This window comes from Rhodoplanes sp. Z2-YC6860 (assembly GCF_001579845.1).
In the GTDB taxonomy this organism is placed as follows: domain Bacteria; phylum Pseudomonadota; class Alphaproteobacteria; order Rhizobiales; family Xanthobacteraceae; genus Z2-YC6860.
In genome coordinates this window covers 7406451-7432736 of the sequence record NZ_CP007440.1, presented here as the reverse complement: position 1 = coordinate 7432736, position 26286 = coordinate 7406451, and the positions used below count along the sequence as shown (strand labels likewise).

At 65.2% G+C, this 26286-nt stretch carries 22 protein-coding genes; 16 read left to right on the top strand and 6 right to left on the bottom strand.

Features of this window, described 5'->3' with window-relative positions:
* Nucleotide 1: 1 nt before the first annotated feature.
* Nucleotides 2-532, bottom strand: a complete 531-nt coding sequence (locus tag RHPLAN_RS34545) for a hypothetical protein (protein ID WP_068028467.1) — start codon at nt 530-532, stop codon at nt 2-4.
* Entirely contained in the window at nt 529-1578 is a 1050-nt protein-coding gene (locus RHPLAN_RS34540) for a ligase-associated DNA damage response exonuclease (RefSeq protein WP_068032298.1), read from the bottom strand. Before RHPLAN_RS34540 ends, RHPLAN_RS34545 begins: the two co-directional genes overlap by 4 nt.
* A gap of 93 nt (nt 1579-1671) precedes the next feature.
* Between RHPLAN_RS34540 and RHPLAN_RS34535 the strand changes: the two genes are divergently transcribed.
* Nucleotides 1672-2547 (top strand): class I SAM-dependent DNA methyltransferase, encoded by an 876-nt coding sequence (locus tag RHPLAN_RS34535; RefSeq protein WP_442971795.1) that lies wholly within the window; start codon nt 1672-1674, stop codon nt 2545-2547.
* Nucleotides 2548-2675: 128 nt separating this feature from the next.
* Here RHPLAN_RS34535 and RHPLAN_RS34530 read toward each other — a convergent pair whose 3' ends face one another.
* Nucleotides 2676-3773, bottom strand: a complete 1098-nt coding sequence (locus tag RHPLAN_RS34530; RefSeq protein ID WP_068032296.1) for a quinone-dependent dihydroorotate dehydrogenase — start codon at nt 3771-3773, stop codon at nt 2676-2678.
* Nucleotides 3774-3862: 89 nt separating this feature from the next.
* On the opposite strand from RHPLAN_RS34530, the gene RHPLAN_RS34525 reads away from it, so the two are divergent.
* The 4 genes from RHPLAN_RS34525 to RHPLAN_RS34510 all read left to right on the top strand — a co-directional run bounded on the left by RHPLAN_RS34525 (nt 3863) and on the right by RHPLAN_RS34510 (nt 9082).
* Nucleotides 3863-4864, top strand: a complete 1002-nt coding sequence (locus RHPLAN_RS34525; protein WP_068028461.1) for an ABC transporter substrate-binding protein — start codon at nt 3863-3865, stop codon at nt 4862-4864.
* Between the two features lie 12 nt (nt 4865-4876).
* Nucleotides 4877-7453: a ligase-associated DNA damage response DEXH box helicase gene (locus tag RHPLAN_RS34520; protein WP_068028459.1), complete on the top strand. Its 2577-nt coding sequence runs from the start codon at nt 4877-4879 to the stop codon at nt 7451-7453.
* A gap of 83 nt (nt 7454-7536) precedes the next feature.
* A complete protein-coding gene (gene pdeM, locus RHPLAN_RS34515) occupies nt 7537-8265 on the top strand; it encodes a ligase-associated DNA damage response endonuclease PdeM (RefSeq protein ID WP_084246170.1) in 729 nt (242 codons plus the stop codon).
* 61 nt (nt 8266-8326) lie between these two features.
* On the top strand, nt 8327-9082 hold the full coding sequence (locus RHPLAN_RS34510; protein ID WP_068028455.1) for a substrate-binding domain-containing protein: 756 nt from the start codon (nt 8327-8329) through the stop codon (nt 9080-9082).
* A 17-nt stretch (nt 9083-9099) separates the two neighbouring features.
* Here the strand turns inward: RHPLAN_RS34510 and RHPLAN_RS34505 are convergent, their stop codons facing one another.
* The 3 genes from RHPLAN_RS34505 to RHPLAN_RS34495 form a co-directional block, all read right to left on the bottom strand.
* Nucleotides 9100-9885 (bottom strand): TIGR02186 family protein, encoded by a 786-nt coding sequence (locus tag RHPLAN_RS34505; protein ID WP_068028452.1) that lies wholly within the window; start codon nt 9883-9885, stop codon nt 9100-9102.
* Nucleotides 9882-10805 (bottom strand): sulfite exporter TauE/SafE family protein, encoded by a 924-nt coding sequence (locus RHPLAN_RS34500; protein ID WP_068028449.1) that lies wholly within the window; start codon nt 10803-10805, stop codon nt 9882-9884. The genes RHPLAN_RS34505 and RHPLAN_RS34500 overlap by 4 nt, the downstream gene beginning before the upstream one ends.
* 179 nt (nt 10806-10984) lie before the next feature.
* Complete coding sequence (locus RHPLAN_RS34495; protein WP_157100674.1) at nt 10985-13735, bottom strand: tetratricopeptide repeat protein; 2751 nt, start codon at nt 13733-13735, stop codon at nt 10985-10987.
* Between the two features lie 378 nt (nt 13736-14113).
* Between RHPLAN_RS34495 and RHPLAN_RS34490 the strand changes: the two genes are divergently transcribed.
* The 11 genes from RHPLAN_RS34490 (at nt 14114) to RHPLAN_RS34445 (ending at nt 26254) form a co-directional block, all read left to right on the top strand.
* Entirely contained in the window at nt 14114-14614 is a 501-nt protein-coding gene (locus RHPLAN_RS34490) for a hypothetical protein (RefSeq protein WP_068028442.1), read from the top strand.
* A 271-nt stretch (nt 14615-14885) separates the two neighbouring features.
* Nucleotides 14886-16682, top strand: coding sequence for an acyl-CoA dehydrogenase C-terminal domain-containing protein (locus RHPLAN_RS34485; protein WP_068028440.1), 1797 nt, complete (start codon nt 14886-14888; stop codon nt 16680-16682).
* Between the two features lie 50 nt (nt 16683-16732).
* Nucleotides 16733-17650, top strand: coding sequence for an MBL fold metallo-hydrolase (locus RHPLAN_RS34480; RefSeq protein WP_068028437.1), 918 nt, complete (start codon nt 16733-16735; stop codon nt 17648-17650).
* 120 nt (nt 17651-17770) lie between these two features.
* Nucleotides 17771-18055 carry a FeoA family protein gene (locus tag RHPLAN_RS34475; RefSeq protein ID WP_068028434.1) on the top strand — a complete coding sequence of 95 codons (285 nt, stop codon included), beginning with the start codon at nt 17771-17773 and terminating at the stop codon, nt 18053-18055.
* Nucleotides 18056-18066: 11 nt separating this feature from the next.
* Nucleotides 18067-19944, top strand: a complete 1878-nt coding sequence (gene feoB, locus RHPLAN_RS34470) for a ferrous iron transporter B (RefSeq protein WP_068028432.1) — start codon at nt 18067-18069, stop codon at nt 19942-19944.
* A 99-nt stretch (nt 19945-20043) separates the two neighbouring features.
* Nucleotides 20044-20343, top strand: coding sequence for a DUF3551 domain-containing protein (locus RHPLAN_RS41130; RefSeq protein ID WP_157100673.1), 300 nt, complete (start codon nt 20044-20046; stop codon nt 20341-20343).
* Between the two features lie 211 nt (nt 20344-20554).
* Nucleotides 20555-21712: an acyl-CoA dehydrogenase family protein gene (locus RHPLAN_RS34465; protein WP_068028429.1), complete on the top strand. Its 1158-nt coding sequence runs from the start codon at nt 20555-20557 to the stop codon at nt 21710-21712.
* Nucleotides 21713-21735: 23 nt separating this feature from the next.
* The gene (locus RHPLAN_RS34460; RefSeq protein ID WP_068028426.1) at nt 21736-22944 is read left to right on the top strand and encodes an acetyl-CoA C-acetyltransferase; all 1209 of its coding nucleotides are present in this window, start codon (nt 21736-21738) and stop codon (nt 22942-22944) included.
* 150 nt (nt 22945-23094) lie between these two features.
* Nucleotides 23095-23568: a cupin domain-containing protein gene (locus tag RHPLAN_RS34455; RefSeq protein ID WP_068028423.1), complete on the top strand. Its 474-nt coding sequence runs from the start codon at nt 23095-23097 to the stop codon at nt 23566-23568.
* Between the two features lie 2 nt (nt 23569-23570).
* The gene (locus tag RHPLAN_RS34450; protein WP_068028420.1) at nt 23571-24035 is read left to right on the top strand and encodes a cupin domain-containing protein; all 465 of its coding nucleotides are present in this window, start codon (nt 23571-23573) and stop codon (nt 24033-24035) included.
* 5 nt (nt 24036-24040) lie between these two features.
* The gene (locus tag RHPLAN_RS34445) at nt 24041-26254 is read left to right on the top strand and encodes a 3-hydroxyacyl-CoA dehydrogenase NAD-binding domain-containing protein (RefSeq protein WP_068028417.1); all 2214 of its coding nucleotides are present in this window, start codon (nt 24041-24043) and stop codon (nt 26252-26254) included.
* Nucleotides 26255-26286: the final 32 nt, after the last annotated feature.

The window sequence follows — 26286 nt, the reverse complement described above, 5'->3', positions numbered from 1 at the left end:
TTTAGTTCGAGGTTGTTAGCCGGCTCAGTTCATTTTCTTCCAGCTTGAAAACAGTCTTGTGCAATTTCTTGCTCATAGAGTGACTGATTTCCAATTGCATCGCTTCCGTCGGAGTCCATGTCTTAGCGGCAATTTTTGTGCTGGCGTAAAAGGAAAACTGTTCAATGATTTGATCGCTGTTTGTGCCGACAATCAGAATTTCGCCGGGATGGAGTGTGCGAGGAAGTATAAGTTTCTTAGTTTTGTCATTTCCAAATAGGGATTTCAGGACATAAGGCTCTATCCCCCAATCTGATTGAAGGCCTCCTTCGTCTGTTTTTGCAAGGTTCATGATTGCACAATCGATGATCGTTAGAGGTCGCGACGAGATGTTCGCGATAACAAAATCGTAGTGCGCGAGTTCTGTTTCAAACGAAGGATGTGCTTCGACTGAGAGAATTCGTCTTTCTTTCAAAAAATTGAATACAGTGATGAATCCGAGAACAGTCGAAAGTATTGCTCCGTATACCGCTAAAATCAGGGTAGCGCTCATTTGTTCTCCCTGCTTTCGGCAGCGCTCCCATTGTCATCATTTTCGTCGTCTTCGTCGCCGTAACCGACAATGGCGAGCGGCCGCGCTTTCAGTCCGCGCGACCTGCTCCAATGCACCAGCGCGTCCTCCTGGCCGTGCGTCACCCAGATTTCAGAGGCGCCGGTCGCCGCGATTGTCGCGGTGAGGCCGTCCCAGTCGGCGTGGTCCGAGATCACCAGCGGCAGTTCGACGCCGCGCTGTCTGGCGCGCGCCCGCACCCGCATCCAGCCGGAGGCGAAGCACGGCACCGGATCGGGAAAGCGCCGCGTCCAGACGTCTTGCAGTGACGAAGGCGGGCAGAGCGCAATGGCGCCGGCAAGCTCCGCCTTGGCGGTGCCGCGCACCGGACGAAGCTCTCCGAGGTCGATGCCGCGGCTCTGGTAATAGTGCGTGATCTTCTCCAGCGCGCCATGCAGGTAAATCGGCTTGTCGTAGCCGGCCGCGCGGATGAGCGCGATCACCCGCTGCGCCTTGCCGAGCGAATAGGCGCCGACGAGATGGGCGCGCTCCGGAAATACCGCGACCGAATGGAGGAGGCGGGCGATCTCGCCGTCCGGGTTGCCGTGGCGGAACACCGGCAATCCAAAAGTGGCCTCGGTGATGAACACGTCGCACGACACCAGTTCGAACGGCGCGCACGTCGGATCGGGCACGTCCTTGTAGTCGCCCGAGGCGACGATGCGGCAGCCCCCGCACTCGACCGCGACCTGGGCGGAGCCGAGCACGTGACCAGCGGGGTGAAATGTCACCGTGGCGCCCCCGAGCCGGATCGTCTCGCCGGGCGTGGCCACCTGCGTCGAGCCCGCGAAATTGTCGCCGTAACGCAGCCGCATCAGGTCGAGCGTCTCTTGCGTCGCCAGCACCGCGCCGTGGCCGGGCCGCGCATGGTCGGAATGGCCGTGGGTGATCACGGCCTTGTCGACGGGCCGCGTCGGGTCGATGTGGAAGCCGCCGGTCTGGCAGCACACGCCCGACGGCGTCGGCGTCAGCAGTTGTTCGGGACGCATGGGGCTGAGATATGCCATATCGGCGCAAAGAACAGACCGGCGAACCTTTCCATCATGGCCGCACAGCCGCTTTTCGTTTCTTCGGGAAACCCAGTGATCGACCGGCGCTACCATTGGGCGCTGGATTATCTGATGCGCGGCGATGCCGAGGCCGCGGCCGATATCCTGGCCCAGGTCGTCGAGACCGCGCCGGGCTTTGCCACCGCATGGTTTGCGCTGGCGACGATCCGCGAGCGGCTCGGCGACCGTGACGGCGCGGTTGCGGCCTTTGCGGCGGCGCGTGACGCCGACCGCGAGGATTATCACGGCGCGCGGCTGCACCTCGCGCGGCTCGGCGTCGGTGAGGCGACGCCCGCGATGACCGGGGTCTATGTGCGGCGGCTTTTTGATCAACATGCACCCGAATTCGATCAGGCGCTGGTCGAGCGGCTGGACTATCGCGGGCCGCAATTGCTGTTTGAGGCGGTGCGGGCACATTCGAGCTCGCGGCTCGGCGCGGTGCTCGATCTCGGTTGCGGGACGGGATTGAGCGGCGCGGCCTTCCGGCCGCACTGCGATTGGCTTGCAGGGGTCGACATTTCGCCGGGCATGGTCGAGCAGGCCCGCGCCAAGAATCTCTATGACCGGCTCGAAGTGTCCGATCTGCTGGAGTTTCTCGCCAGCGAATCCGGTGCACAGAACCATCTCTCAATCGCCGCCGACGTCTTCGTCTATTGCAGCGACATCGCGCCGATTGCGACGGGTGTCGCCAAGGTGCTGGCGCCGGGCGGTTTGTTCGCATTCTCGGTCGAAACGCACGAGCGGTCCGGCGTCCAGATGCAGGAATCGCTGCGCTACGCCCACGGCGCCGACCATGTGCGCGCCGCGATTGCCGCCGCGGGCTTGCAATTGTTGCAGCTTTCCGAAGCCTCGACCCGCACCGAGCGCGGCGAGCCAGTGCCGGGGCTGGTCGTCGTCGCAAGGCTTTAGCGATTTGGCACTGTCATTCCGGGGCGCTCGCGAAGCGAGCGAACCCGGAATCCAGATGCATACACAAATCGTGCGTCTGGATTCCGGGTTCGGGCCTTCGGCGCGCCCCGGAATGACCGCGGGCAGAGTTAGCGCACGTCCGCGCCGACCGCCTCTCTCACCGATTTGAAGCCGTCGCGCTCCAGCAACTGCGACAGTCCGCGCACGATCCGCCGCGCCAGCAGCGGGCCCTCGTAGACCATCGCGGTAAAAAGCTGCACCAGCGACGCGCCGTTCCTGATCTTGGCGTAAGCGTCCTCAGCCGTGGTCACGGCGCCTGCCGAGATCAGCACGTAGCGCTTGCGATCCATCCGGCGATAGCACTCGGCCGTCGCCGCCATCGGCGCCTGATAGACGATCGGCGGACCTGCGACTGTTCCCGGCAGCGAGCGCCACTGCGCCTCTGGCGTGTTGAGCTTTTCCGGCTTGCCGGGGATCTGGTTGAACAGGAACCCTGCGATGAAGTCATGACCGTCAGCTGCGGCGAGCACGCGCTCGACCGCCGCGACGCCGCCCGCCGACGAGGTCTTCATGAACACCGGCAGCTTGAGACCAAGCGTCGCGAGCGCCGCGATGCAGTTTCGCATGTTGGCGCCGTCGATGAAGAAATCGCGGCCGTCGGCCGTGTTGGGACAGCTCAGGTTGAGCATCAGGTAGTCGGCGTGCGGCGCGAGCACCCGCGCGGCCTCGACATATTCGGCGATGATCTGGTCGGGGTTGAGATGCGGCGCGCCTTTGCCGCGATTGGTTACCGCGATGTTGACGCCGAGCGGAACCGGAAGCTTGAGATTCCTGACGCGCTCGGCAACCACCTGCGCACCGTCGTTCTGCATGCCGTAATGCACCAGCAGGGCCTTGTCCTCTGGAAGCCGCCACAGGCGTGGCTTCGGATTGCCGTCAGAGGGATCGATCGACACCGAGCCGACCTCGACGCTGCCGAAGCCCAGCGCCGCCAAGGTCGCGACCGACTCGCCGCTTTTGTCGTAGCCCGCCGCGAGCCCGATCGGATTGGGAAAGCGCAGGCCTGCCACCCGGGTTTCGAGGCGCATGTCGGAGGCATCGAGCAGCGGTCGCAAAGCCGGCGCGGCCCAGGCCACGCTGCCGCCCAGCTTGATGGCGAGATGATGAGCACGCTCCGCCTCCAGGCGGAATGCCAGCGGCCGGACGATGCTCGTGTAGAGGCCCATGCAAAAGCCTGCCGCGACTTCGAACGCGTGATGATGCAAACTAACGGGCCTGCGTGAATGGGACAACAACGCAGCCGGGAGGAACAACAATGAAGAAATTGATCGGGATGGTGTTGGCGCTGGCCTGCATGCAGGCTGGGCCGGCGCTCGCCCAGGAAAAGGTGAGGTTCGCAGTCGGCGGCAAGTCGGCGGTGTTCTATCTGCCGCTGTCGGTCACCGAGCGGCTCGGCTACTTCAAGGACGCTGGCCTCGACGTCGAGATCGCCGACGTGGCAAGCGGCGGCCGCACCTTGCAAGCGATCATCGGCGGCAGTGCCGAGATCGGCATCGGCACCTTCGATCACACCATCCAGATGCAGGCCAAGGGCCAGCCGGTGGTCGCTCTTGTGCAATACGGCCGCTATCCGGGCTTCGTGCTGGCAATGATGGCCGGCAAGGCCGACCGCTACAAAGGCCCGGCCGATCTCAAAGGCATGAAGATCGGCGTGACCTCGCCGGGCTCGAGCACGCATTTCATGGCCGCCTATATGATGGTGCGCAACGGGCTCAAGCCCGACGACGCGTCGTTTGTCGGCACCGGCACGACCTCGACGGCGGTCGCGGCGGCGCGGCGCGCCGAGATCGACGCCATCGTCAGCTCCGACCCGATGATGACGCTGATGGAAAGCGAGAAGTTGGTGAAGATCGTGGCCGACACCCGGACCGCCGAGGGCACCAAGGCGGTCTATGGCGGGCCCTATCCGGGCGGTGTGATTTACGCAGCTCCTGCCTATATCGAGAAGAATCCGCAGGCCGTGCAGAAGGTGGTCGATGCCTTCGTGCGCGGCCTGAAATGGATCGCGAGCCATTCGGCCGAGGACATCGCCAAGCTGATGCCGGAGGAATACGCACTGGGCAATCTGTCGATCTACATCAAGGCTCTCGAAGTCTCGAAGCCGATGTATTCGCCGGACGGCCATTTCGAGCCCGGCGCGGTCGACACCGCCTATGCGGTGCTCAAGGTGTTCGATCCGGCGGTGGCCGGTGCGACCATCGATCTGAAAAAGACCACCAACGACAGCTTCGTGAAGAAGGCGTTGGCCGGGAAATAGCATTGGCAGGATATGAGCCTCGCGGAACCGACCGACACTGCCGAACTGCTGCCGGAGACGTTTTCGCGATGGTTCGCCTCGCGCGGCTGGACGCCGCGCGCGCATCAATTGGAGTTGCTGTCGCGCGCCCGGCAGGGAAAGTCGGTGCTGCTGATCGCGCCCACCGGCGGCGGCAAGACGCTCGCGGGCTTTCTGCCGACGCTGGTGGAGCTAAGCGAGCAAGCAGACGACAGTCGGAAGAACCAAGCCAAAAAATCACGCTCGCTGATGTCCACCGGCCGCGACGTGCGCCGCGCTGGCGGCTTGCACACGCTCTACATCTCACCGTTGAAGGCACTCGCCGTCGACATCGCGCGCAACCTGGAAACGCCGGTGCGCGAGATGGGGCTGCTGATCCGCATCGAGACCCGCACCGGCGATACGCCGACCTCCAAGCGCCAACGCCAGCGCCGCGATCCGCCCGACATCCTGCTCACCACGCCGGAGCAGCTCGCGCTGCTGCTCGCCAGCGCCGACGCGCCGTTCCTGTTCGGCAACCTCAAGCGCATCGTGCTCGACGAATTGCACGCGCTCGTCACCTCCAAACGCGGCGATCTGCTGTCGCTCGATCTCGCCCGGCTGTGGCGGCTTGCACCCGACCTCGCCATGACTGGATTGTCGGCGACCGTCGCCGAACCCGACGACCTCTGCCGCTATCTCGTGCCGCAGCCCGAGCACGGCCAGCACCTTGCTGACTTGGTGATCGCCTCCGGCGGCGCCGAGCCAAACGTCACCATGATGGCGCCCGGCGAGTATCTGCCCTGGGCCGGCCATTCGGCACGGCACGCCTTTCCGCAGATCTACGAGCTGATCAAGCAGCACAAGATGACGCTGGTGTTCGTCAACACCCGCAGCCAGGCCGAGATGATCTTTCACGCGCTGTGGGAGATCAACGAAGATTCGCTGGCGATCGCGCTGCATCACGGTTCGCTCGACGTCGCGCAGCGGCGCAAGGTCGAGCAGGCGATGACCGCAGGCAAACTCCGGGCGGTTGTCTGCACCTCCTCGCTCGATCTCGGCATCGACTGGGGCGACATCGACCTCGTCATCAACGTGGGCGCACCCAAAGGTTCGTCGCGGCTGTTGCAGCGCATCGGCCGCGCCAACCACCGGCTCGACGAGCCGTCGCGCGGCGTCCTGGTGCCAGCCAACCGCTTCGAGGTGCTGGAATGCGAGGCGGCGATCGGCGCGGTCGCCGACAACGCGCAGGACACGCCGCCGCTTCGCATCGGCGGGCTCGACGTGCTGGCCCAGCACGTGCTCGGCTGCGCCTGCGGCGAAGCTTTCCTGGCCGACGAGCTTTATGCCGAAGTCCGATCCGCCGCGCCCTATGCCGGACTGAGTCGTGCTGACTTCGATGCGGTGCTCGATTTCGTCGCGACCGGCGGCTACGCGCTCAAGGCCTATGAGCGCTTCGCCAAGATTCGCCAAAACAAGGACGGCCGCTGGCGCGTCGCCAATCCAATGGTGGCGCAGCGCTACCGCATGAACATCGGCACCATCGTCGAAGCCGACATGCTGAAGGTCCGCCTCGTGCGTTCGCGCGCTGGTGGCTCAGGGCACACGGGCGCGATTGCGCGCGGCGGGCGGCTGCTGGGCGAGGTCGAGGAATATTTTATCGAGATGATGGTGCCGGGCGACACCTTCGTGTTCGCCGGCGAGATCCTGAAATACGAGGCGCTCGTCGAGGACGAGGTCTATGTCTCGCGCAGCAACGACAAGGACCCCAAGGTGCCGTCCTACGAGGGCGGCAAGTTTCCGCTCTCGACATATCTCGCGGCGCGGGTCCGGAAGATGCTGTCGGAGCCCCAGCAGTGGGGGCATCTGCCTCAGCCGGTGGGCGAATGGCTGCGCATCCAGCAATGGCGCTCGCTGGTGCCGCGACAGGATGAACTCCTGGTCGAAACTTTTCCGCGCGGCGATAAATTTTATGTGGTCTGTTATCCGTTCGAAGGACGCTTGGCGCATGTGACCCTCGGCATGCTGCTGACGCGGCGGATGGAGCGTGCAAGGCTCAAGCCTATGGGCTTCGTCGCCAACGAGTATGCGCTGGCGATCTGGGGCCTTGGCGACGTGGGGTTCAAGATATCGCGCGGCGAGCTGTTATTGCCGCAACTGTTCGACGAGGACATGCTGGGCGACGATCTCGAAGCCTGGCTCGCGGAATCCGCCCTGATGAAACGCACCTTCCGCAATTGCGCCATCATCGCCGGATTGATCGAGCGCCGCTTTCCGGGGGAGGAGAAATCGCGGCGGCAGGTCACCATTTCGACCGATCTGGTCTATGACGTGCTGCGCAAGCATCAGGCCGACCACGTACTTTTACGCGCGGCGCGCGCCGACGCTGCGACCGGTCTCCTTGACATCAAGCGGCTCGGCGAAATGCTCTCGCGCATCCGCGGGCGAATCGTCCATAAAGCGCTCGACCACGTATCGCCGCTTGCGGTACCGGTGATGCTCGAGATCGGACGCGAGTCGGTTTCTGGCGAGGCATCCGAGGCCGTGATGGCCGAGGCCGCCGACGATTTGATCAAGGAGGCCATGGAATGAGGCGCATGGTTCCGACGGCCGCACCGTTCTTTGCGCAGGCACTGCGGGCGTGTCTTTTGATAGCAGGCTCGAAGAAATAGCGGATGTCTTATACACCGGCCGCCAAGCTCACGTCCGACACGAATCCGCGCACAGCCTCCGGTGCGCTGGTGCTCGCCGGCGTCGAACTGCATGCCGATGTGGCCGGCGCGTTGTTCTGGCCCGAGCATGGCATGCTTGCGGTCGCCGACCTGCATCTGGAAAAAGGCTCGAGCTTCGCCGCACGCGGGGTGCTGCTGCCGCCTTATGACACGGCGGCAACGCTCGCCCGGCTCGGCGCGCTGATGGCGCATTATGCGCCGCGGCTGGTGATCGCCTTGGGTGACAGCTTCCACGACGGTCGCGGTCCGGCGCGGCTGGCGGATACCGATCGCGCGACGCTGAAGGCGATGCAGCGCGGCCGCGACTGGGTCTGGATCGCCGGCAATCACGATCCCGATCCGGCCGACAACATCGGCGGACGGTTCGCGCCTGAGATCAGGCTCGGCGGGTTGACGTTCCGCCATGAGCCGGGCGGCGAAGAACGCGGCGAGGTCGCCGGCCATCTGCATCCGGTGGCCCGCGTGGCGCGGCGCGGCCGCGCGGTGAGCCGTCGTTGCTTTGCGACCGATGGCGTGCGGCTCGTGATGCCGGCCTTCGGCGCCTATACCGGCGGCCTGAACGTGCGCGATCGCGCTTTCGCCAACGTGTTCGAGACGCTTTCGTTCACGGCTCACATGCTGGGGCTCGAACGGGTCTATGCGGTGGCCGCAAAGCACTGCCTGCCGGACTGACGGTTTCCAGCCAGCTCTGCTCGGCTAAGATCGGGGTTCCAGATCGGGCAGGGGTTGTGACGTGCATCCAAAAATCCGACTTGTTGCTGTTGTCCTCGCACTGGCGACGGCGCTGCCGGTTGCAGGCGCGAACGCGGCCGAGATCAAGCTGATGTGCCCGGCGCCGATGCGGACCACGATCACGGCGCTGGTCGAGCAGTTCGAGCACAAGTCGCCGCACAAGGTCACGATCGTGCACACGCCGTCGAAGACGATCATCGAGCGCATCACGGCGGGCGAGAGCTTCGACGTCTCCATCCTCACCGCTGAGGCGACCGACGCTCTCGTCAAGCAAGGCAAGATCGCCCGCCGCGCCGATTACGCACGCTCCAGCATCGGCCTTGGCGTGCGCGCCGGCTCACCCAAGCCGGACGTGTCCTCGCTCGAGGGCGTCAAGCGCACGCTGCTTGCGGTCAAAAGCTTCGCCAGGAACGAAGGCGCCGAAAGCGGCAAGCACATGCTTGCGGTGTTCGATCGGCTCGGCATCGCCGACGAGATGAAGGCCAAGACCAAGGCCATGCCGGTCGGCACCGGCTATGTGGCCGAGTTGGTGGTGCGCGGCGAGGCCGACATGGCGGCCCAGCAGATGCCTGAGCTGAAGGCGGTGGCCGGCATTGATGCCTCGCCGCTGCCGAAGGAGTTGCAGCAGATCATCGTGTTTTCGGCAGGCCTGTCGGCCAAACCAGGCGATCCGAAGGCCGCGCAGGAGCTGGTCGAGTTTCTGACATCGGCCGAAGCCGCGCCGGTGTTGAAATCCAAAGGCCTCGATCCGCCGTAGAAGACACGACGGTGAATCTAATCGCGCCGGAAGACCACCGAGGCGAACCAGCCCGTCACCACCGCCATCATGGCGGCTGCGAGGCCGTAGATGAAGCCATATTCGCGCGCCGCATTGGCGACGAACTGCTCGAAGCCGACCTTGATGATCTCGAAGGCCGAGCTGGTGCGGGCCACCACCTGGCGGTCGGCGAACACCCGGACGTCGACATCGTAGTTGCCGATCGACGCCTCGGCGGGCAGCGCCATGTCGGTGCGGAACACGGTCGGCGTCAGCATAGTCACGCCGTTCGTGGTCTGCAGAAAGAGCTTGTGCTCCTGCTTCAGCCGAACGAATTGCCGCCGGAACACGTCGCTTGGCCCCGGATCGCCGAGATCCGGTCCGATCTGCTGCGGCAGGAGGATGCTGTCGAGGCCGAGCTGCTGCTGCTTGATCGTGTCGGGCGTGGTGAACTGCTCGACCGGCTGCGTCGTCAGCACCGCGAGATAGCTCGGCACATTGACGAAGGTCCGGGAGTCCATGTTGGTCCAGATGCCCAGCACACGCTCCTTCTTGCGCGCCACCAGCGTCTGCTTGGGCCCCGTGACGGTCACGACGAGGTCATAGCCGGTGGTGCGGCGGCGGGAGGCGGGCGTGTCCGGCTCGATGGTGCCGAACAGCACGATCGAGGTTCCGGTGAAGTTCGACGTAACCGACACCTGGTGGCGCGACAGCGTCGCCACCAGCCGCTCGGCCGAAACCGGCGAGCCGGCGGTGAGGAGGGCTCCAAGTGCCAGTGCCGCGGTGGCGAGCCGACGCATCATTCAGCCCCCGCCTGACGGATCGAATAGAGATCACCCGGCTGCACCACGAGCTGATAGGCGAAGCGCAGGCCCACCGCGAGCACCAGGAGGCCGAGCAGCAGCCGCAGCCGCTCGCCGCGCATGTTCTGTCCGGCTCGCGCCCCGAACTGCGCTCCGATCGTGCCGCCGATCATCAGGATCAGCGCCAGCACGGCATCGACCAGATGGTTGGTCGTGGCATGCATCACGGTCGCCGATGCCATGGTGATCAGCGTGAGCACCATCGAGGTGCCGATCACGGTCGCGGTCGGCACGTGCAGGAAATAGATCAGCATCGGCACCAGCAGAAACCCGCCGCCGATGCCCATCACGGCGCCGACGAAGCCGATGATGAAGCCGATGCCCCAGACCGGGATCGCCGAGACATAAATCTTGGAACGCTTGAACCGCATCTTCAGCGGCAGGCCGTGCACCCAGGTGTGCGCACCGCCGCGCCGCAGCGCCACCGGCTTACCGCGCTGCTCGCGGAGGATCGCGCGCACGCTCTCATTGATCATCAGGCCGCCGACGGCGCTCAGCAGCACCACGTAAGAGATGCCGATGGCCAGGTCGAGCTGGCCCAGTGAGCGCAGCAAGGTGAACAGCCAGACACCGACCGCGGTGCCCAATATGCCGCCGGCAAGCAGCATGAGGCCGAGCGACAGGTCGACCGCTCGCCTTCGCCAATAGGAGATCACGCCCGAGCACGACGAGGCGGCGATGTGGCTTGCCACGCTTGCGACCGCCACGGCCGGCGAGATGCCGATGAAGATCAGCAGCGGCGTCATGAGAAAGCCGCCGCCGATCCCGAACATGCCGGAGATGAACCCGACCGCGAGCCCCATGGCAAGAACCAGGAAAATGTCGACGGGGAGATCGGCGATCGGGAGGTAAATCTGCACGCAGGCGGTCCAGATTGATGGCGAGGTCAGGCCCGAGGCGTCACGTCACATCATGCCTGCCGCGGCAATTCAGGTCCTGTTCGTATAGGCCCGAATGCGCGGATGTCCACGCAAAATCTCACGGAGCGATGCACCTTGTTCAATTCGTTGTTGTCGTACGTAAGACGACAATGCGAACACTATGGCGCGGGCCGCTTCGGCTTTGCTGGAAGCGCAGGCACCTTGTCCCAGCCGCCCGGCGGCGCCCGTAGATTGGTCGCCTCATCGGGCTCACGTTCGGCGATAAAGTCCCGAGCCGCGGCCTTGGCCGTGCTGAGCGACTGCGCGTCGAGCCTCGTCGCGACCTCATCGCGCTTCTTGGCAGCCTCGGTGTCGCCGGCGGCAGCGGCCAACGAGAACCAGCGGTAGGATTCGGCGAGATTGGACTGCACACCGATGCCGCGGGCAAACAGAATGGCGAGATTGTACTGGCTGTCGGCCAAGCCGTAGTTCGCGGCCTTGCGGAACCACTCGCTGGCGGCCTTGTAGTCGGGCTTGCCGTCGATGCCTTCCGCGTACAGCACCGCCAGATTGTGCATGGCCTTGGCGTGGCCCTTGCCGGCCGCCGCGAGATAGAGCCTGCGGGCGGCCTGCACGTCCTTGCGCACGCCGTCGCCCTTTTCGTTGAGACCGGCAAGGCGGAATTGCGCCGGCGCAAAGCCCGCATCCGAGGCGCGTTGCAGCCAGCGCACCGCTTCGGCGGCATTTTGCGGCACGCCGCGGCCATCGAGGTAGCGGATGCCGAGCTCGTATTCGGCGCCCGGCTCGTTCGCAACGAGCGCTTGGCGCATGATCGTGCTGATCGAGCTTGGCAGGGCATCGACCGCCGAATTGCCCGTCGGCCCGGCTGGAGCCGTCGCGGCGGTCGCCACCGGCGCGGGCGCCGCTATGTGCGAGCGCGACGGCGTGGTCTTGGGGACGATCGAGCCCGTGACGTCGCCGCCCTGCGGGCGCTGCATCATCATCGTGCTTGGATCGAAGAATGGCGAACTGCCGTTGCCGATCTGGCCCGTGACATCGGGGTTGGCCGACGGCGTGAGCGAGCCCTGGTTCGGCAAGCCTCGGGGCGCTGGCTGGCTCGGTGTGCTGGCAGGCGGATTTGCTGGCACCTCCAGCGTGTCCGGCAGGTCGGTGCTGGGCAGCGGCGGCAGCTCCGGCGACGAGATCATGTTGAACACCATCAACGCGCCGCCGACGATGATGGCGGCGACGCTGCCGGCGATCAGAAGCTTCTTGACGAGGAGTCCGAGCCGCCAGCCGCGCGGCGCGAGCAATTCGGCGACATCGGCGTTGGGCAACTCCGCGCCCGGCATCAGTGACACAGGCGCGGTCGCCGCTGCCGGCGTCGCCGCCGCGGCCGGCTTCGCCGGTGCGGCGGGCGTCGCCGTCTGGACGGGCGGCTGGACGACCGGCTGTGCGGGCGCGGGCGGCAGTTGCGGCTCGACACTTGCCTTGGCCTTCTTGCTGAACGGCCATTTGAAGCCGCGCGATTTTTTCGGTTCGCGGACCTTTGACGGGGGCAGCGGCGTATCGAGAGAGGCGGACTTGGCGGCGTTGCGGGCCGCCAAAAGCGCTGCAGCCCGGCTGGCTGGGTCGGCGGCCGCGGCGCGGAAGCCACTCAATGCGGCTTCGGACGCAGCGATGCGGGCCGCGGCGGAGCCCGGCCGCATGCGCGGGATGCCGCTGCCAGGCTCGAGCGGCGTGTCGGGCGGCAGATTCGGATCGATCGGCTGCAGCTGAGGGCCGCGCGGCATTTGCGGCGCGCGCTTCGCCGGCAAGGGTTGCGGCGCGGCAGCCATGGGCAGGGCAGCCATCGGCGCGGCAGATTTGGGCGCGGGAGGCGGCGCTGGCATCGGCGCCGGCTGCGGCGCCTCTGTCTGGACCATCTCGGGCGCGATCTCCTCGGGCATGTCCGGAATGAGATCGAGCGGCGAGGCTTGCGCGTGGGCAGGCGCCTTGGCGTGGACCGGGGCCTGGACGTGAACAGGTGTTTGCGCACGGGCGGGCGCGGGTGCGGCAACAGGCGCCGGCTGCGGTGCCGGCTCTTGCGAGGGTTCGGCAGGCGGCGCGGCGCGCATGGCGCGGCCGGCGTTCTTCATTTCTTGGAGGTGCACCAGCAGATCGGCAAGCCCGCGCCCGATGGCATCGAGCTGGCCGAGCCGCTGGTCAGAGGAATCGAGCTTTTGCGAAAGCTTGGCGATGCGATCCTCGAGCGCTTCGAGCGCGAGCCGATCGCCCTGGCTGAGCTGCATGCGGTCGAGCCGCTCGCTCAGCTGGCGGATCGAGACTTCGAGCTCCGGCGGCACCACGTGGCCGCGCTCCATCAGCGAAGCGACTCGCGCTTCGAGCCGCGTCAGGGCTTCGGAATTGCTTTCGGTCGCGGCGCGTTCGAACTGCAACGACAGATTGCGCACCTCGGCGGCAAGCTGCGCCAGCGTATCGTCGGAGGCGACGTGGGAAACGATGCCGCGCAGCTGCACCACGGCCTGTTCGAGCTGCTTGAAGGCGAGCGGATCGCCCGTTCCCTGGATCGCGCCCTGCGCGATGGTATCGATCTTGTGCGACAGGCTGCGCACCGCGTCTTCGAAGCCGACGAGATTCTCGGCCGGCGTCAGACGGTGCAGCGCGTTGCGCACCTCGGCGAGCTCTTGCTCGACCGCGGAGAGCGACGCGCCCTCGGCGCCAGCCTGCCGGCTGCGGTCGATGCGCTCCGAGAGCGAACGCACCTCACCTTCGAGCGTTTCGATCGCGCGGCGCGGCAGCGCGTCCGTCAGCGCGCGGCCCATCTCGACGACTTCGTTGCGGAGCGCCGCGATGGCGTTTTCGTAGGGCCGGTGCAGCGACGAGAGCTGCGCGTTGATGTCGCGGAGCTCCCGTTCAACCCCGCTCATGTCGGGCGCATTCCACCCCTGCGGCATCTGGGGTGCCTGCGGCGCGGGCATCGCAGGAGCGTGCGAGGCCGGGGCGTGCACGGTCTGAGCCGGCATCGCTTGAGCTGGCATTGCCTGAGCCGGCATTGCCTGAGCCAAGGTGTCTTGTCCGGGCATTGCGCGCGCAGGCGCAGACGCAGCGCGCCGCACGGCGCGACCCGGCATTGCGGCGCCGCCGTCGAGTGCGCGCTGACGTGCCGAGATCTGATCGGCCCAGTTCGCCGGTCCCTGCTTCGGCACGGCAGGCTGCGGCGGCATGGCGGCGAATTGCGGTGTCGGCGCCGGACGCTGTGGCTGTGGCTGTGGTTGTGGTTGTGGCTGTGGCCGCGACTGCGGCGCGTGGCGTTGCTGCTGGCGGCCCAACTCTTGGCGGCCCGAATCTTGGCGGTCCAAATCTTGGCGGCCCAAATCTTGACGGCCAATGTTCTCCGCCACCGCGTGGCCTTCTGCGATCACCTGATCGAGGCGGCGATCGAGTCGCGCCAACGCGTCGGCGACGAGATCCGATGCGTGCGGGTCTGCGAATGGTGCGGGTGGAGGCGGCGGCGCTCTGTGCACGACCGGCGCAACAGGCGCAGGCTGAGGCGCAGCGACAGGCTGAGGGGCAGGTGTGGGCTGCGGCGCGGCCGCTTGCTGCGCGAAGCCAGCTTGCGCCATGCGCTCGAGCTGCCGCGTCAGGTTATCGAGACGGTCATGCACGGACGCGAGGCCTTCACCGAGGTCCTCGTCATCAGCACGGTCGCGATATGTTCTGCGTCTTTGCCGCACGCGTCCTTCGGCCGTTTTGGTGAAAACGCGGGAACCGATTCAGTCCTTGAACCTGGCACGCTGAACTACTGACGCGGCGACTGGTGCGGTTCTCGAAACCCGGCGCAGACTCTTGTTTATCAAGGTAAATAACTGGTTAACCTTCTGGTTTTCCGCGCGGTTTCCTGACAAATCACGCGGTCGTTTTGTGTATTTTGGGATGCATTTATGATATTATTCAACCAATGAGTGAAAAACCGGCCGCGATGGGGACCTCGGAGGGCCTTAAGGGCGTCTCAATGGCGCGGTGCCATGCTTGGGCGCGTTGCCACGCTTGGACCGAACTGAGCCGGGATAAGAAGTCATGCCGACCTACAGGGCGCCCGTCGAGGACGCTCAGTTCCTGCTGAACGACGTGTTTCACGTCGAGCGTTACTCCAATCTTCCGGGCTTCGCCGACGCATCGCCGGATGTGGTCGAGGCGGTTTTGAGCGAGGCAGGCAAGTTCAGCGAGCAGGTCCTGCAGCCGCTCAATCGAATCGGCGACAAGGAGGGCTGCAAGCGCGCGCCAGACGGCAGCGTGACGACGCCGGCCGGCTTCAAGGACGCCTTCAAGCAGATTGTCGAGGGCGGCTGGATCGGCATCTCGGCGCCCACCGAATTCGGCGGGCAAGGCCTGCCGATGCTGATGACGCAGCTGGTCAACGAGTTCCTGTGCTCGGCCAACATGTCGTTCGCCATGTATCCGGGTCTCACGCAAGGCGCGATCGCGGCGCTGATCGCCCATGGCACGCCGGAGCAGAAGGCCGCGTACCTGCCGAAGATGATCGCTGGCGTTTGGACCGGCACGATGAATCTCACCGAGCCGCATTGCGGCACGGACCTGGGCCTCCTGCGCACCAAGGCGGTGAAGCAGCCCGACGGCAGCTACAAGATCACCGGCACCAAAATCTTCATCTCGGCCGGCGAGCACGATCTTGCCGCCAACATCGTGCACCTGGTGCTCGCGCGCATCGAAGGCGCGCCGTCCGGCACCAAGGGGATCTCGCTGTTCGTTGCGCCGAAGTTCCTGCCCAAGCCGGACGGCTCTCTCGGTGCGCGCAACGCGCTCGGCTGTGGTTCGCTCGAAGAGAAGATGGGCATTCACGGCAACGCCACCTGCGTCATGAACTACGACGGCGCGACCGCGTGGCTCCTGGGCGAGGAGAATCACGGCCTCACGGCGATGTTCACGATGATGAACGAAGCGCGGCTCGGTGTCGGCGTGCAGGGGCTCGCGATGTCGGAGGTCGCCTACCAGAACGCCGCGGCCTATGCGAAGGAGCGTTTGCAGGGCCGTGCGCTGACCGGTGCGAAGTTCAAGGACAAGCCGGCCGATCCGATCATCGTGCATCCCGACGTGCGCCGCACGCTGATGACCATCCGCTCGTTCAACGAGGCGGCGCGGGCGCTGGTGATGTGGACCGCGATCGCATCCGATCTGCACCGGCGCTCCGACGACGAGAAGGCGCGGCAGACCGCCGACGACCATATGGGTCTGCTCACGCCGGTGATCAAAGGTGTGCTGACCGACCAGGGTTTCGCCAACGCCGTGATGGCGCAGCAGATGTTCGGCGGCCACGGCTACATCGTCGAGCACGGCATGGAGCAGTTCGTGCGCGATGCGCGCATCGCCATGATGTATGAGGGCGCGAACGGCATCCAGGCGCTCGATCTGGTCGGCCGCAAATTGCCGAAGGATGGCGGCCGCGCGCTGCAGGCGTTCTTCGCCGAGGTGCAGGGCTTCGTCAAAGAAAAATCCGCCGACGCCGCGATGAAGCCGTATGTCGAGCCGGTCGGCAAGGCGCTCGGCCATCTGCAGCAGGCCACCATGTGGTTCATGGCCAACGCGCTCGGCAAGCCGGACAATGCCGGTGCGGGCTCGATGGACTACATGCACATGTTCGGCCTCGTGGCGCTCGCCTACATGTGGACGCGCATGGCCGCAGCCGCACAAGACAAGCTCAAGGCCGGCGCGAACGGCGCCGAGGCGCGCATGAACGCCAAGCTCGTGACGGGCCGCTTCTTCATGGAGCGCGTGCTGCCGGAGACTGCCGCGCAGCTTGCGCGAATCACCGCCGGTGCCGCGAGCATGATGGAATTGCCGGCCGAGCAGTTCTGATCTGGCCGCGCGATGCGCTATGGTGCGGCTCCGAGTGACTGGAGCCGCAGATGACCTCTCCGCAACGCTGGACCTTTGGCGATGTCTCGATGCAGCGCGTCATCGAGTCCGAAACCCCGCTGCTCTCGCCTTTCGAGATTTTTCCGGACTGCACCCAGGCTCATCTCGACGCCAATCGCGATTGGCTCGTGCCGCGATTCCAGAACGCGGCCGATGGGTTGCTGACGATCACGATCCAGAGCTTCCTGCTGCGCCGCAACGGGCTCACCATCCTGGTCGACTCCTGCTCCGGCAACGACAAGGAGACGCGGGCGCGTCCGCAGTTCCGCCATGCGCAGTGGCCATGGCTCGATCGCCTCGCCGAAGCCGGCGTGCGGCCGGAAGACATCGACATCGTGCTGTGCTCGCATCTGCACGTCGATCACGTCGGCTGGAACACCCGGCTCGACAACGGCCGCTGGGTGCCGACCTTCCCGAACGCGCGCTACCTGATCTCGCAGCGCGAATGGGACTATTGGCAGGCCGTGGGGGCCGCAGGTCTGCAGCGCGCCGGTGACTACATCACGGACAGCGTGCTGCCGGTCTTTGAATCCGGCCAGGCCGAACTGGTCGGCGATGAACACGCCGTGGCGGCGAGCATCTCGGTCGAGCCCGCGCCGGGACATACGCCCGGCCAGATGATGGTGCGGCTCGGCTCGGGCCGGGAGCAGGCCATCCTCTCCGCCGACCTGATGCATCACCCGCTTCAGGTGCGTTACCCGGACTGGAGCACGCGCTTCTGTGCGGACCCGGTGCAGGCGCGGACGACCCGCCGGAATTTCTTCAATGCCCATGCCGGCACCGGCCGGCTCATCTTTCCGGCGCATTTTCCGTCGCCGACCGGCGGCACGATCGAGCGCGACGGCACGGATTTCGGCTTTAAATTCTGCGGCGAGGAACACGCCTGCTTCGGCCACCGGCACGGCTAACTCGCGTGGCGTAACTATAATTATTCTAAGCTACTGACATTCAAGGAGCTTTGACTTGACCCCCAATGACGATTGCCCCACTTGAGATGGAGCGGCCAAGAACTACCGGACCATAACAACATGACCGACAAGGCTCCGTCGGGGGGCGACGCCAAGCGCATACCGCTTGGCCTTGCGAGCCGCGGCTTTCGCGGCGTGATCGACGCGATCGAGGTGACCGATAGCGCCAACGGCGTGCCCGCAGCCGAGCTTGAGCGCCGGCTGCTGGAACTTGGCTTCGTCGAGGGCGCACACGTCCAGGTTCTGCATGAAGGGCCCCTCGGCCGCGATCCCATTGCGGTGCGCGTCGACAACAACACCATTGCGCTGCGCCGCCGCGAGGCGATGGCGATTCTGGTCGCCTGAGGCAGAGATCGATGAGCGCCGTCATTGAAACAAGCACGTGGCGCTTCGCCCTGGTGGGCACGCCGAACAGCGGCAAGACGGCGCTGTTCAACGCGTTGACCGGCAGCCGGCAGAAGGTCGCGAACTATCCGGGCGTCACGGTCGAGCGCAAGGCCGGCACGCTGCAGACCGCGGCCGGCCATCGGATCAATCTGGTCGATCTGCCCGGCACCTATTCGCTGCGCGGCCGAAGCCCCGACGAGGAGATCACCCGCGACGTGGTGCTGGGCAAGCTCGCTGCCGAGACGCCGGACCTTCTGCTTTGTGTCGCCGACGCCACCAATCTGCGTGTCGCGCTGCGGCTCGTGATCGAACTGAAACGCACCGGCCGCCCGTTGCTGCTTGTGCTCAACATGATCGACATCGCGCGCCGCCGCGGCGTCGATATCGATCTCAAGAAGCTTTCGATCGAATTGGGCGTGCCGGTGGTGACCTCGACCGCGGTGCGCCGCGGCGGCACCGAAGAATTGCTGGGCCGCATCGACGAGATCATTGCGTCGGCGCCGACCAAGCGTGAAAGCACATGGCAGGCGCCGAGCACCTCGGACCTGCGTGCCGCGCAGCGCGAGGCCGATCGCGTCATCAAGGCCGCGATCAGCGAGCCCAAGCGGCCCGACACGATCACCGGCCGCGTCGACGGCGTGCTGCTGCACCCGGTCGCGGGCCTCATCATTTTGCTCTGCATCCTGTTCGTGATGTTCCAGGCCGTGTTCGCCTGGGCGAAGCCCGTGATGGACCTGATCGCGGCGGGCTTCGATCAGCTCGGCGGGCTCGCGCACGACACGCTGCCGGACGGATTGCTGCAAAGCTTCGTGCAGAACGGCGTGATCTCGGGCGTTGGCAGCGTGATCGTGTTCCTGCCGCAGATCCTGATCCTGTTCCTGTTCATCCTGCTGCTGGAAGATCTGGGCTACATGGCGCGCGCGGCCTTCCTGATGGACCGCATCATGGGCGGCGCGGGCCTGCACGGCCGCGCCTTCATTCCGTTGCTCTCGAGCTTTGCCTGCGCGATCCCGGGCATCATGGCGACGCGCGTCATCGACAACAAACGCGACCGGCTGACCACGATTCTCGTGGCGCCCTTGATGACCTGTTCGGCCCGCATCCCGGTCTACACGCTGATCATCTCGGCCTTCATCCCGGACAAGGAGGTCTGGGGCTTCGTCGGCCTGCAGGGCCTCGTGATGTTCGGTCTCTATGCGGCAGGCATCGTCAGCGCGCTCGCGGTGTCGTTCGTCGCCAACCATTTCTTCTGGCGCGAGAGCGCGACGCCGCCCTTCATGCTGGAACTGCCGGACTACAAGATGCCGCGGCTGCGGAGCATTGTTATCGGGCTCTACACCCGCGCCATGATGTTCCTGAAACGCGCCGGCACCACGATCTTCTCCATGATGGTGCTGATCTGGTTCCTGGCCTCGTTCCCGCGTCCGCCGGCGGGCGCCGAGGGGCCTGCGATCGACTACAGCCTTGCCGCGATCCTAGGCAAATGGCTCGAACCCGTTCTCGCGCCGATCGGCTTCAACTGGCAGATCAATGTGGCGCTCATTCCCGGCATGGCGGCGCGTGAAGTGGCTGTGGCCTCGCTTGGCACTGTCTATGCCATCGAAGGCGGCAAGGAGGCGGCCGAGCAGATCGGCCAGGCGCTGGCCGGCAAATGGAGTCTAGCCACCGCGCTCGCGCTGCTCGCCTGGTATGTGTTCGCACCGCAATGCGCCTCGACGCTCGCCGTGATCCGCAGGGAGACCGGCGGCTGGCGTTACATGTTCATCACCTTCGCCTACATGCTGGCGTTGGCTTATGCGGCGGCGTTCATCACCTACCGCACCGCGGTGGCGCTCGGCGCGGGCTGACGTGCCTCGACGTCGTGCGCGGTTTCGCACGGAGCGCCGTGTTTCCTCTCGCTACCTTCCGCACATCAGGTGTCCGCGGCTTCGGACAACAGAAGGTAGATGCCAATGCTGCCGGCCCAGTCTGCAATTTTACCGTTATCCCGGGTTCCGAGTCGGTACGCGTGCTTCGCCGTCGTAGCGGCTGTTGCCGCCGTCGGATCGTTCATCGAGCCTGCCAAAGCCGATCCGCGCTGGTGCGCCGTTTCGCATCAGGGGGGCGGCTATTGCTCATTCACGACCATTGAACAGTGCCACGCGGCCGTATCGGCCACGGGAGGATTTTGCATGTGGGAAGCGCCGGTCGGTCACCGGCAGCCGACGCGCGCCTCCATTGAAGCGGCGCGGCGGGAGGCGCCATAGCGCCGCAATCGCCGCGGCCACGCATGAAGGAATTGCGCGGAACGGCCATTTGCGGTCGGTTGTCCTGCCGTTCATTTCGCGGCCTTGTCGCTGCGGCCGACGGCATGGCAGGCTGAGGGGCATAGCTTTTCTGCGGTCGCGCGGCCTCGCGTGAAGCTTCCGCCGCGGCTATGTTCCTGAGGCCTACGACTCGACCGGGATCGCCAGAACCATGACCGTGCTCAGTGCGCCGCGTCCGGCTTGGATGAGCGAGGACCTCGTGCTGCTCGAAGAGCAGGCGAGCCGCTTCGTCGCGGCCGAGTACGGTCCGCATCTCGAAAAGTGGCACGACGATCACTTCTACCCGCGCGAGGTGTGGACCAAGGCCGGACAGGCCGGCCTCCTGTGCGCCATGATCCCGGAGGAATATGGCGGCGGTGGCGGCAGCTTCGCCCATGAGGCGGTGATCAACCGCGCCTTCAGCCTCGGCGGCTTCGATGCCTTCGGCGCGCCGCTGCATTCCGGCATCGTCGCGCCTTACATCTGGCGCTTCGGCACCGAGGAGCAGAAGAAGCGCTGGCTGCCGAAGCTTGCGACCGGCGAGCTGGTCGGCGCCATCGCCATGAGCGAGCCCGGCACCGGCTCCGATCTGCAGAACGTGCGCACCACCGCGGTGAAGAAGGGCAACCGCTACGTCCTCAACGGCTCGAAGACCTTCATCACCAACGGCCAGCACGCCAATCTGATCATCGTGGTCGCCAAGACCGATCCGAAGGAAGGCGCCAAGGGCGTCTCGCTGATGGTGGTCGAGACCGGTGATGCGCCGGGCTTCCGCCGCGGCCGCAAGCTCAAGAAGCTGGGGCTCGATGCGGCCGACACCTCGGAGCTGTTCTTCGAGGACGTGTCGCTGCCGACCGAGAATCTCCTCGGCACCGACGAGGGGCAGGGCTTCGTCCAGCTGATGAAGGAGCTGCCGCAAGAGCGCATGATCGTCGCGGTGCACGCCTGCGCGATGATGGAGCGCGCGGTTGCGCTCACGGTCGACTACGTCAAGCAGCGCACCGCGTTCGGCAAAAAGATCGTCGAATTCCAGAACACCCAGTTCGAGCTTGCCGAGTGCAAGACCGAGGCGACGATCGCGAAGTCGTTCTGCGACCAGTGCATCGAGCGGCTTGTGAAGGGTGAGCTCGACACCGTCACGGCCTCGATGGCGAAGTACTGGACCACCGACACGCTCGGCAAGGTCATCGACCGCTGTCTGCAACTGTTCGGCGGCTATGGCTTTATGGACGAATACCCGATCTCGCGGCTCTATCGCGACGCCCGCGTCATGCGCATCTATGCCGGGACGAACGAGATCATGAAGCTTTTGATCGCGCGCAGCCTCTAGCTGCTGGCGCCGGAGAACCGACGATGACCGAAGCCTTCATCTACGACGCCATCCGCACCCCGCGCGGCCGCGGCAAGGCCGACGGCGCGCTGCACGAGGTGACGGCGCTCAATCTCGCGAGCCAGGCGCTCGGCGCCATCAAGGAGCGCAACAAGCTCGATCCCAAGCTGGTCGACGACGTGGTGCTGGGCTGCGTCGATCCAGTCGGTGAGGCCGGTGGCGACATCGCCCGCGTCGCCGCCATCATGGCGGGCTTCGGCGACGAGGTGCCGGGCATCCAGATCAACCGGTTCTGCGCCTCGGGTCTCGATGCGGTGAATTTCGCCGCGGCCGAGGTGATGTCCGGCCAGCACGACATGACCATCGGCGGCGGCGTCGAATCCATGAGCCGCGTCGGCATCGGCGCGGCCGGCGGCGCCTGGCCGGTGGACCCTTCGATTGCGCTCAAGTCTTATTTCGTGCCGCAGGGCATCTCGGCCGATCTGATTGCGACCAAATATGGCTTCTCTCGTGACGACGTCGACGCCTATGCGGTCGAGAGCCAGAAGCGCGCCGGACAGTCGTGGCAGGACGGCCGCTTCAAGAACTCGGTGGTGGCGGTGAAGGACGTCAACGGCATCACGCTGCTCGACAAGGACGAGCACATGCGTCCGACCACGACCATGCAGACCCTGGCGCAACTCAATCCGTCCTTCGTGCAGATGGGCGAGATGGCGGGCTTCGATGCGGTGGCGGTGCAGCGCTATCCGGAGATCGAGGCGATCAATCACGTGCACACGCCGGGCAACTCGTCGGGCATCGTCGATGGCGCCGCCGCAGTGCTGATCGGCACCAAGGACGCGGGCAAGGCCGCCGGACTGAAGCCCCGCGCCCGCATTCGCCAGTTCGCCAACATCGGCTCGGAGCCGTCGATCATGCTCACCGGCCCGATTCCGGTGACCGAGAAGGTGCTGAAGAAAGCCGGCATGACCACGAAGGACATCGACCTGTGGGAGCTCAACGAGGCCTTCGCCTCGGTGGTGTTGCGCTACATGCAGGCGCTCGACATCCCGCACGACAAGATCAACGTCAACGGCGGTGCGATCGCCATGGGCCATCCGCTCGGCGCCACCGGCGCGATGATCCTGGGCACCGTGCTCGACGAGCTCGAGCGGCGCAATCTCAACACCGCGCTGGTGACGCTCTGCATCGGTGTCGGCATGGGGACGGCGACCATTATTGAACGGGTATAATCTCTCCCCGCCTCATCCTGAGGAGCCCGAGCGAAGCGAGGGCGTCTCGAAGGATGGGACGGCCCCATGCTTCGAGACGCATTGCTGCGCAATGCTCCTCAGCATGAGGCCAGGAGAGGGTGGTGCGTGAAGGAAACTTAGAGACGGCGAATGCCCAAGATCGATATCGCCAATATTCCGGTTGATACCATCAACATGTATCCCGACCCGTTTCACCAGCCGATCAAGGGCCGGGAGCGCAAGCGCCTCGGCAACGCCGTCGGCCTGTCTCAGTTCGGTGTCAACCTGACCACGCTCAAGCCCGGCACCTGGTCGTCGCAGCGGCATTGGCACCGCAACGAGGACGAATTCATCTACGTGCTGCAAGGCGAGATCGTGCTTCGCGAGGAGCACGGCGAGACCGTGCTTAAGCCGGGCGACGCCGCGGGCTGGAAGGCCAATTCCGGAATCGGCCATTGCCTGATCAATCGCACCAACAAAGATGCCGTCTATATCGAGGTCGGGACGCGGAGCACGATCGACACCGTGGTGTATTCCGACATCGACATGCGGCTTGAGCGAGACAAGACCGGTGGCCGCTACCTGCGCAAGACCAGCGAGCCCTATCCGCCGCGGAAGGCTTAGAGATGCCGAAGATCGACCGCTCAAAAATCCCCTTTGCCAACAACGCTGCCTATCCGAAGGAGTTCGCGCCGGTCATCGAAGGTCGCGAGAAGCAGAAACTGGGTGATGCCGTGGGTCTCACCCAGTTCGGGGTCAACATTTCGCGCATCAAGGCGCATTCGAAGTCGGCGTTGCGCCACTGGCATGAGAGCGAGGACGAATTCATCTACGTGCTCGAAGGTGAGCTGGTGCTGCACGAAGACTCGGGCGAGATCGTGCTGAAGCCGGGCGACGCGGCGGGCTGGAAGGCCAATGGCGGCATCGGCCATTGCCTGATCAACCGCACCGGCAAGGACGCGCTCTATCTCGAGGTCGGCACCCTGTCGACCGACGAGCGCGTGCACTATCCCGATGTGGATTTCTGCATGGAGCGCGACGGCAAGGGCCGCCGTTGGATGCGCAAGAACGGCGAGCCGATCAAGGAGTAGGGCGAATGGCCAACGACAACTTCAAGCTCGACGTCGACGCCGATGGCATCGCGCTCGTCACCTGGGACATGCCGGGCAAGACGATGAACGTCATCGACGTGGCGGTGATCCAGGACCTCGGTGGCATCGTCGAGAGGATCGCAAGCGATGCCGCGATCAAGGGCGCGGTCATCACCTCGGGCAAGGACACGTTCTGTGCCGGCGCCGATCTGACGCTGCTGGAATCACTTGGCCGCATGTTCGCCGACATGGCCAGGAAAGAAGGTGAGGTGGCCGCGGCGACGCTGCTGTTCAACGAAAGCCGCAAGCTGTCGCAGCTCTATCGCCGTATCGAGACCTGCGGCAAGCCGTTCGCGGTCGCGATCAATGGCACCGCGCTGGGCGGCGGCTTCGAGCTGTGTCTTGCCTCGCACTATCGCGTCGCCGCCGATAACGACAAGACGCGCCTGGGTCTGCCGGAGGTGAAGATCGGGCTGTTTCCCGGCGCCGGCGGCACGCAGCGCACCTGCCGCATGATGCAGACCTCCGACGCGTTGCAGCTTCTGCTCAAGGGCGATCAGCTCAGCCTCAGCCGCGCCAAGGCGATGAAGCTCATCGATGCGGTCGTGCCCGCGGGCGACATGATCAAGGTCGCGAAGGATTGGGTTAAGGCCAACCCGAAGGCCAAGGCGCCGTGGGACACCGATGGTTTCCGGCTGCCGGGCGGACAGGTCTACTCCAAGGCCGGCATGATGACGTGGCCCGCCGCGAACGCGATTTACCGCCGTGAGACCTACGACAACTATCCGGCGGCGCGTGCCATCCTGCAGTCCGCTTACGAAGGCCTGCTCTTGCCGATGGATCGCGCGCTCACCATGGAGTCGCGCTACTTCGCCAAGATTTTGCGTTCGCCCGAAGCCGCGGCTATGATCCGCTCGCTGTTCGTCTCCATGCAGGAGTTGAACAAGGGCGCGCGGCGTCCGGCTTCGGTGCCGGCCACGCAGATCAAGAAGGTCGGCATTCTCGGCGCGGGCTTCATGGGCGCAGGCATTGCGTCGGTCAGCGCCCAGTCCGGTCTCGACGTGATCCTGATTGATCGCGATCAGGAGAGCGCCGACAAGGGCAAGGCGCTCATCCAGAAAAGCCTGACCGATCAGGTCAACAAGGGCCGCGCCACTGCGGCGCAGCGCGACGCTGTGCTGTCGAAAATCACCGCCACCGCGGACTATGGCGCGCTGAAGGGCGTCGATCTGATCGTTGAAGCCGTGTTCGAGGACCGCAAGGTGAAGTCTGACGCCACCGCCAAGGCGCAGTCGATCATGCCCGACGTGGTGTTCGGCTCCAACACTTCGACACTGCCGATCACGTCGCTCGCCGAAATCGCCAAGGACCCGGCGAAATTCATCGGCATTCACTTCTTTTCGCCGGTCGAGCGGATGATGCTGGTCGAGATCATCGTCGGCAAGAAAACCGGCGACGTCGCGCTCGCCACGGCGCTCGACTTCGTGCGCCTCCTGCGCAAGACGCCGATCGTGGTGAACGACACACGCGGCTTCTATGCCAACCGTTGCGTGCTGAATTACATCCAGGAAGGCCATCTGATGCTGCTGGAGGGAATTCCGGCGGCGATGATCGAGAACACGGCGCGGATGGCGGGCATGCCGGTCGGGCCGCTGTCGCTCAACGACGAAACCGCGATCGATCTCGGCCTCAAGATCGTGCGCGCCGCCGAGGCCGATCTCGGGTCGCAGGCCATCAACCCGGGCCAGAAGAAGCTCCTGGAGGACATGGTTGAAGGCAACGGCCGGCTCGGCCGCAAGAACGGCAAGGGCTTCTACGACTATGCGCCGGGAAAGCCCAAGCGGCTGTGGCCGGGCCTCGATGCGCTGTTGACCAAGAAGCTCAGCAGCGGCGAAATCGACAAGCTCGACGTGCAGGAAATGAAGCAGCGCTTCCTGGTGACGCAGGCGGTCGAGGCCGCGCGCACCTTCGAGGAGCATGTGGTGACCGACGTGCGCGAGGCGGATGTCGGCTCGATCCTGGGCTTCGGCTTTGCGCCGTTCTCCGGCGGCACGCTGTCCTACATCGACATGATGGGGACAAAAAACTTTGTTGAGCTGTGCGAGCGGCTCGCCAGGAAATACGGCCCGCGCTTCGAGCCGCCGAAGCTGTTGCGCGACATGGCGGCGAAGGGCGAAAGCTTTTACACGCGTTTCGCACCGGGCAAGAAGGCGGCGTGAGGGACGTGTGACAAAATAGTGGAAGGATACGG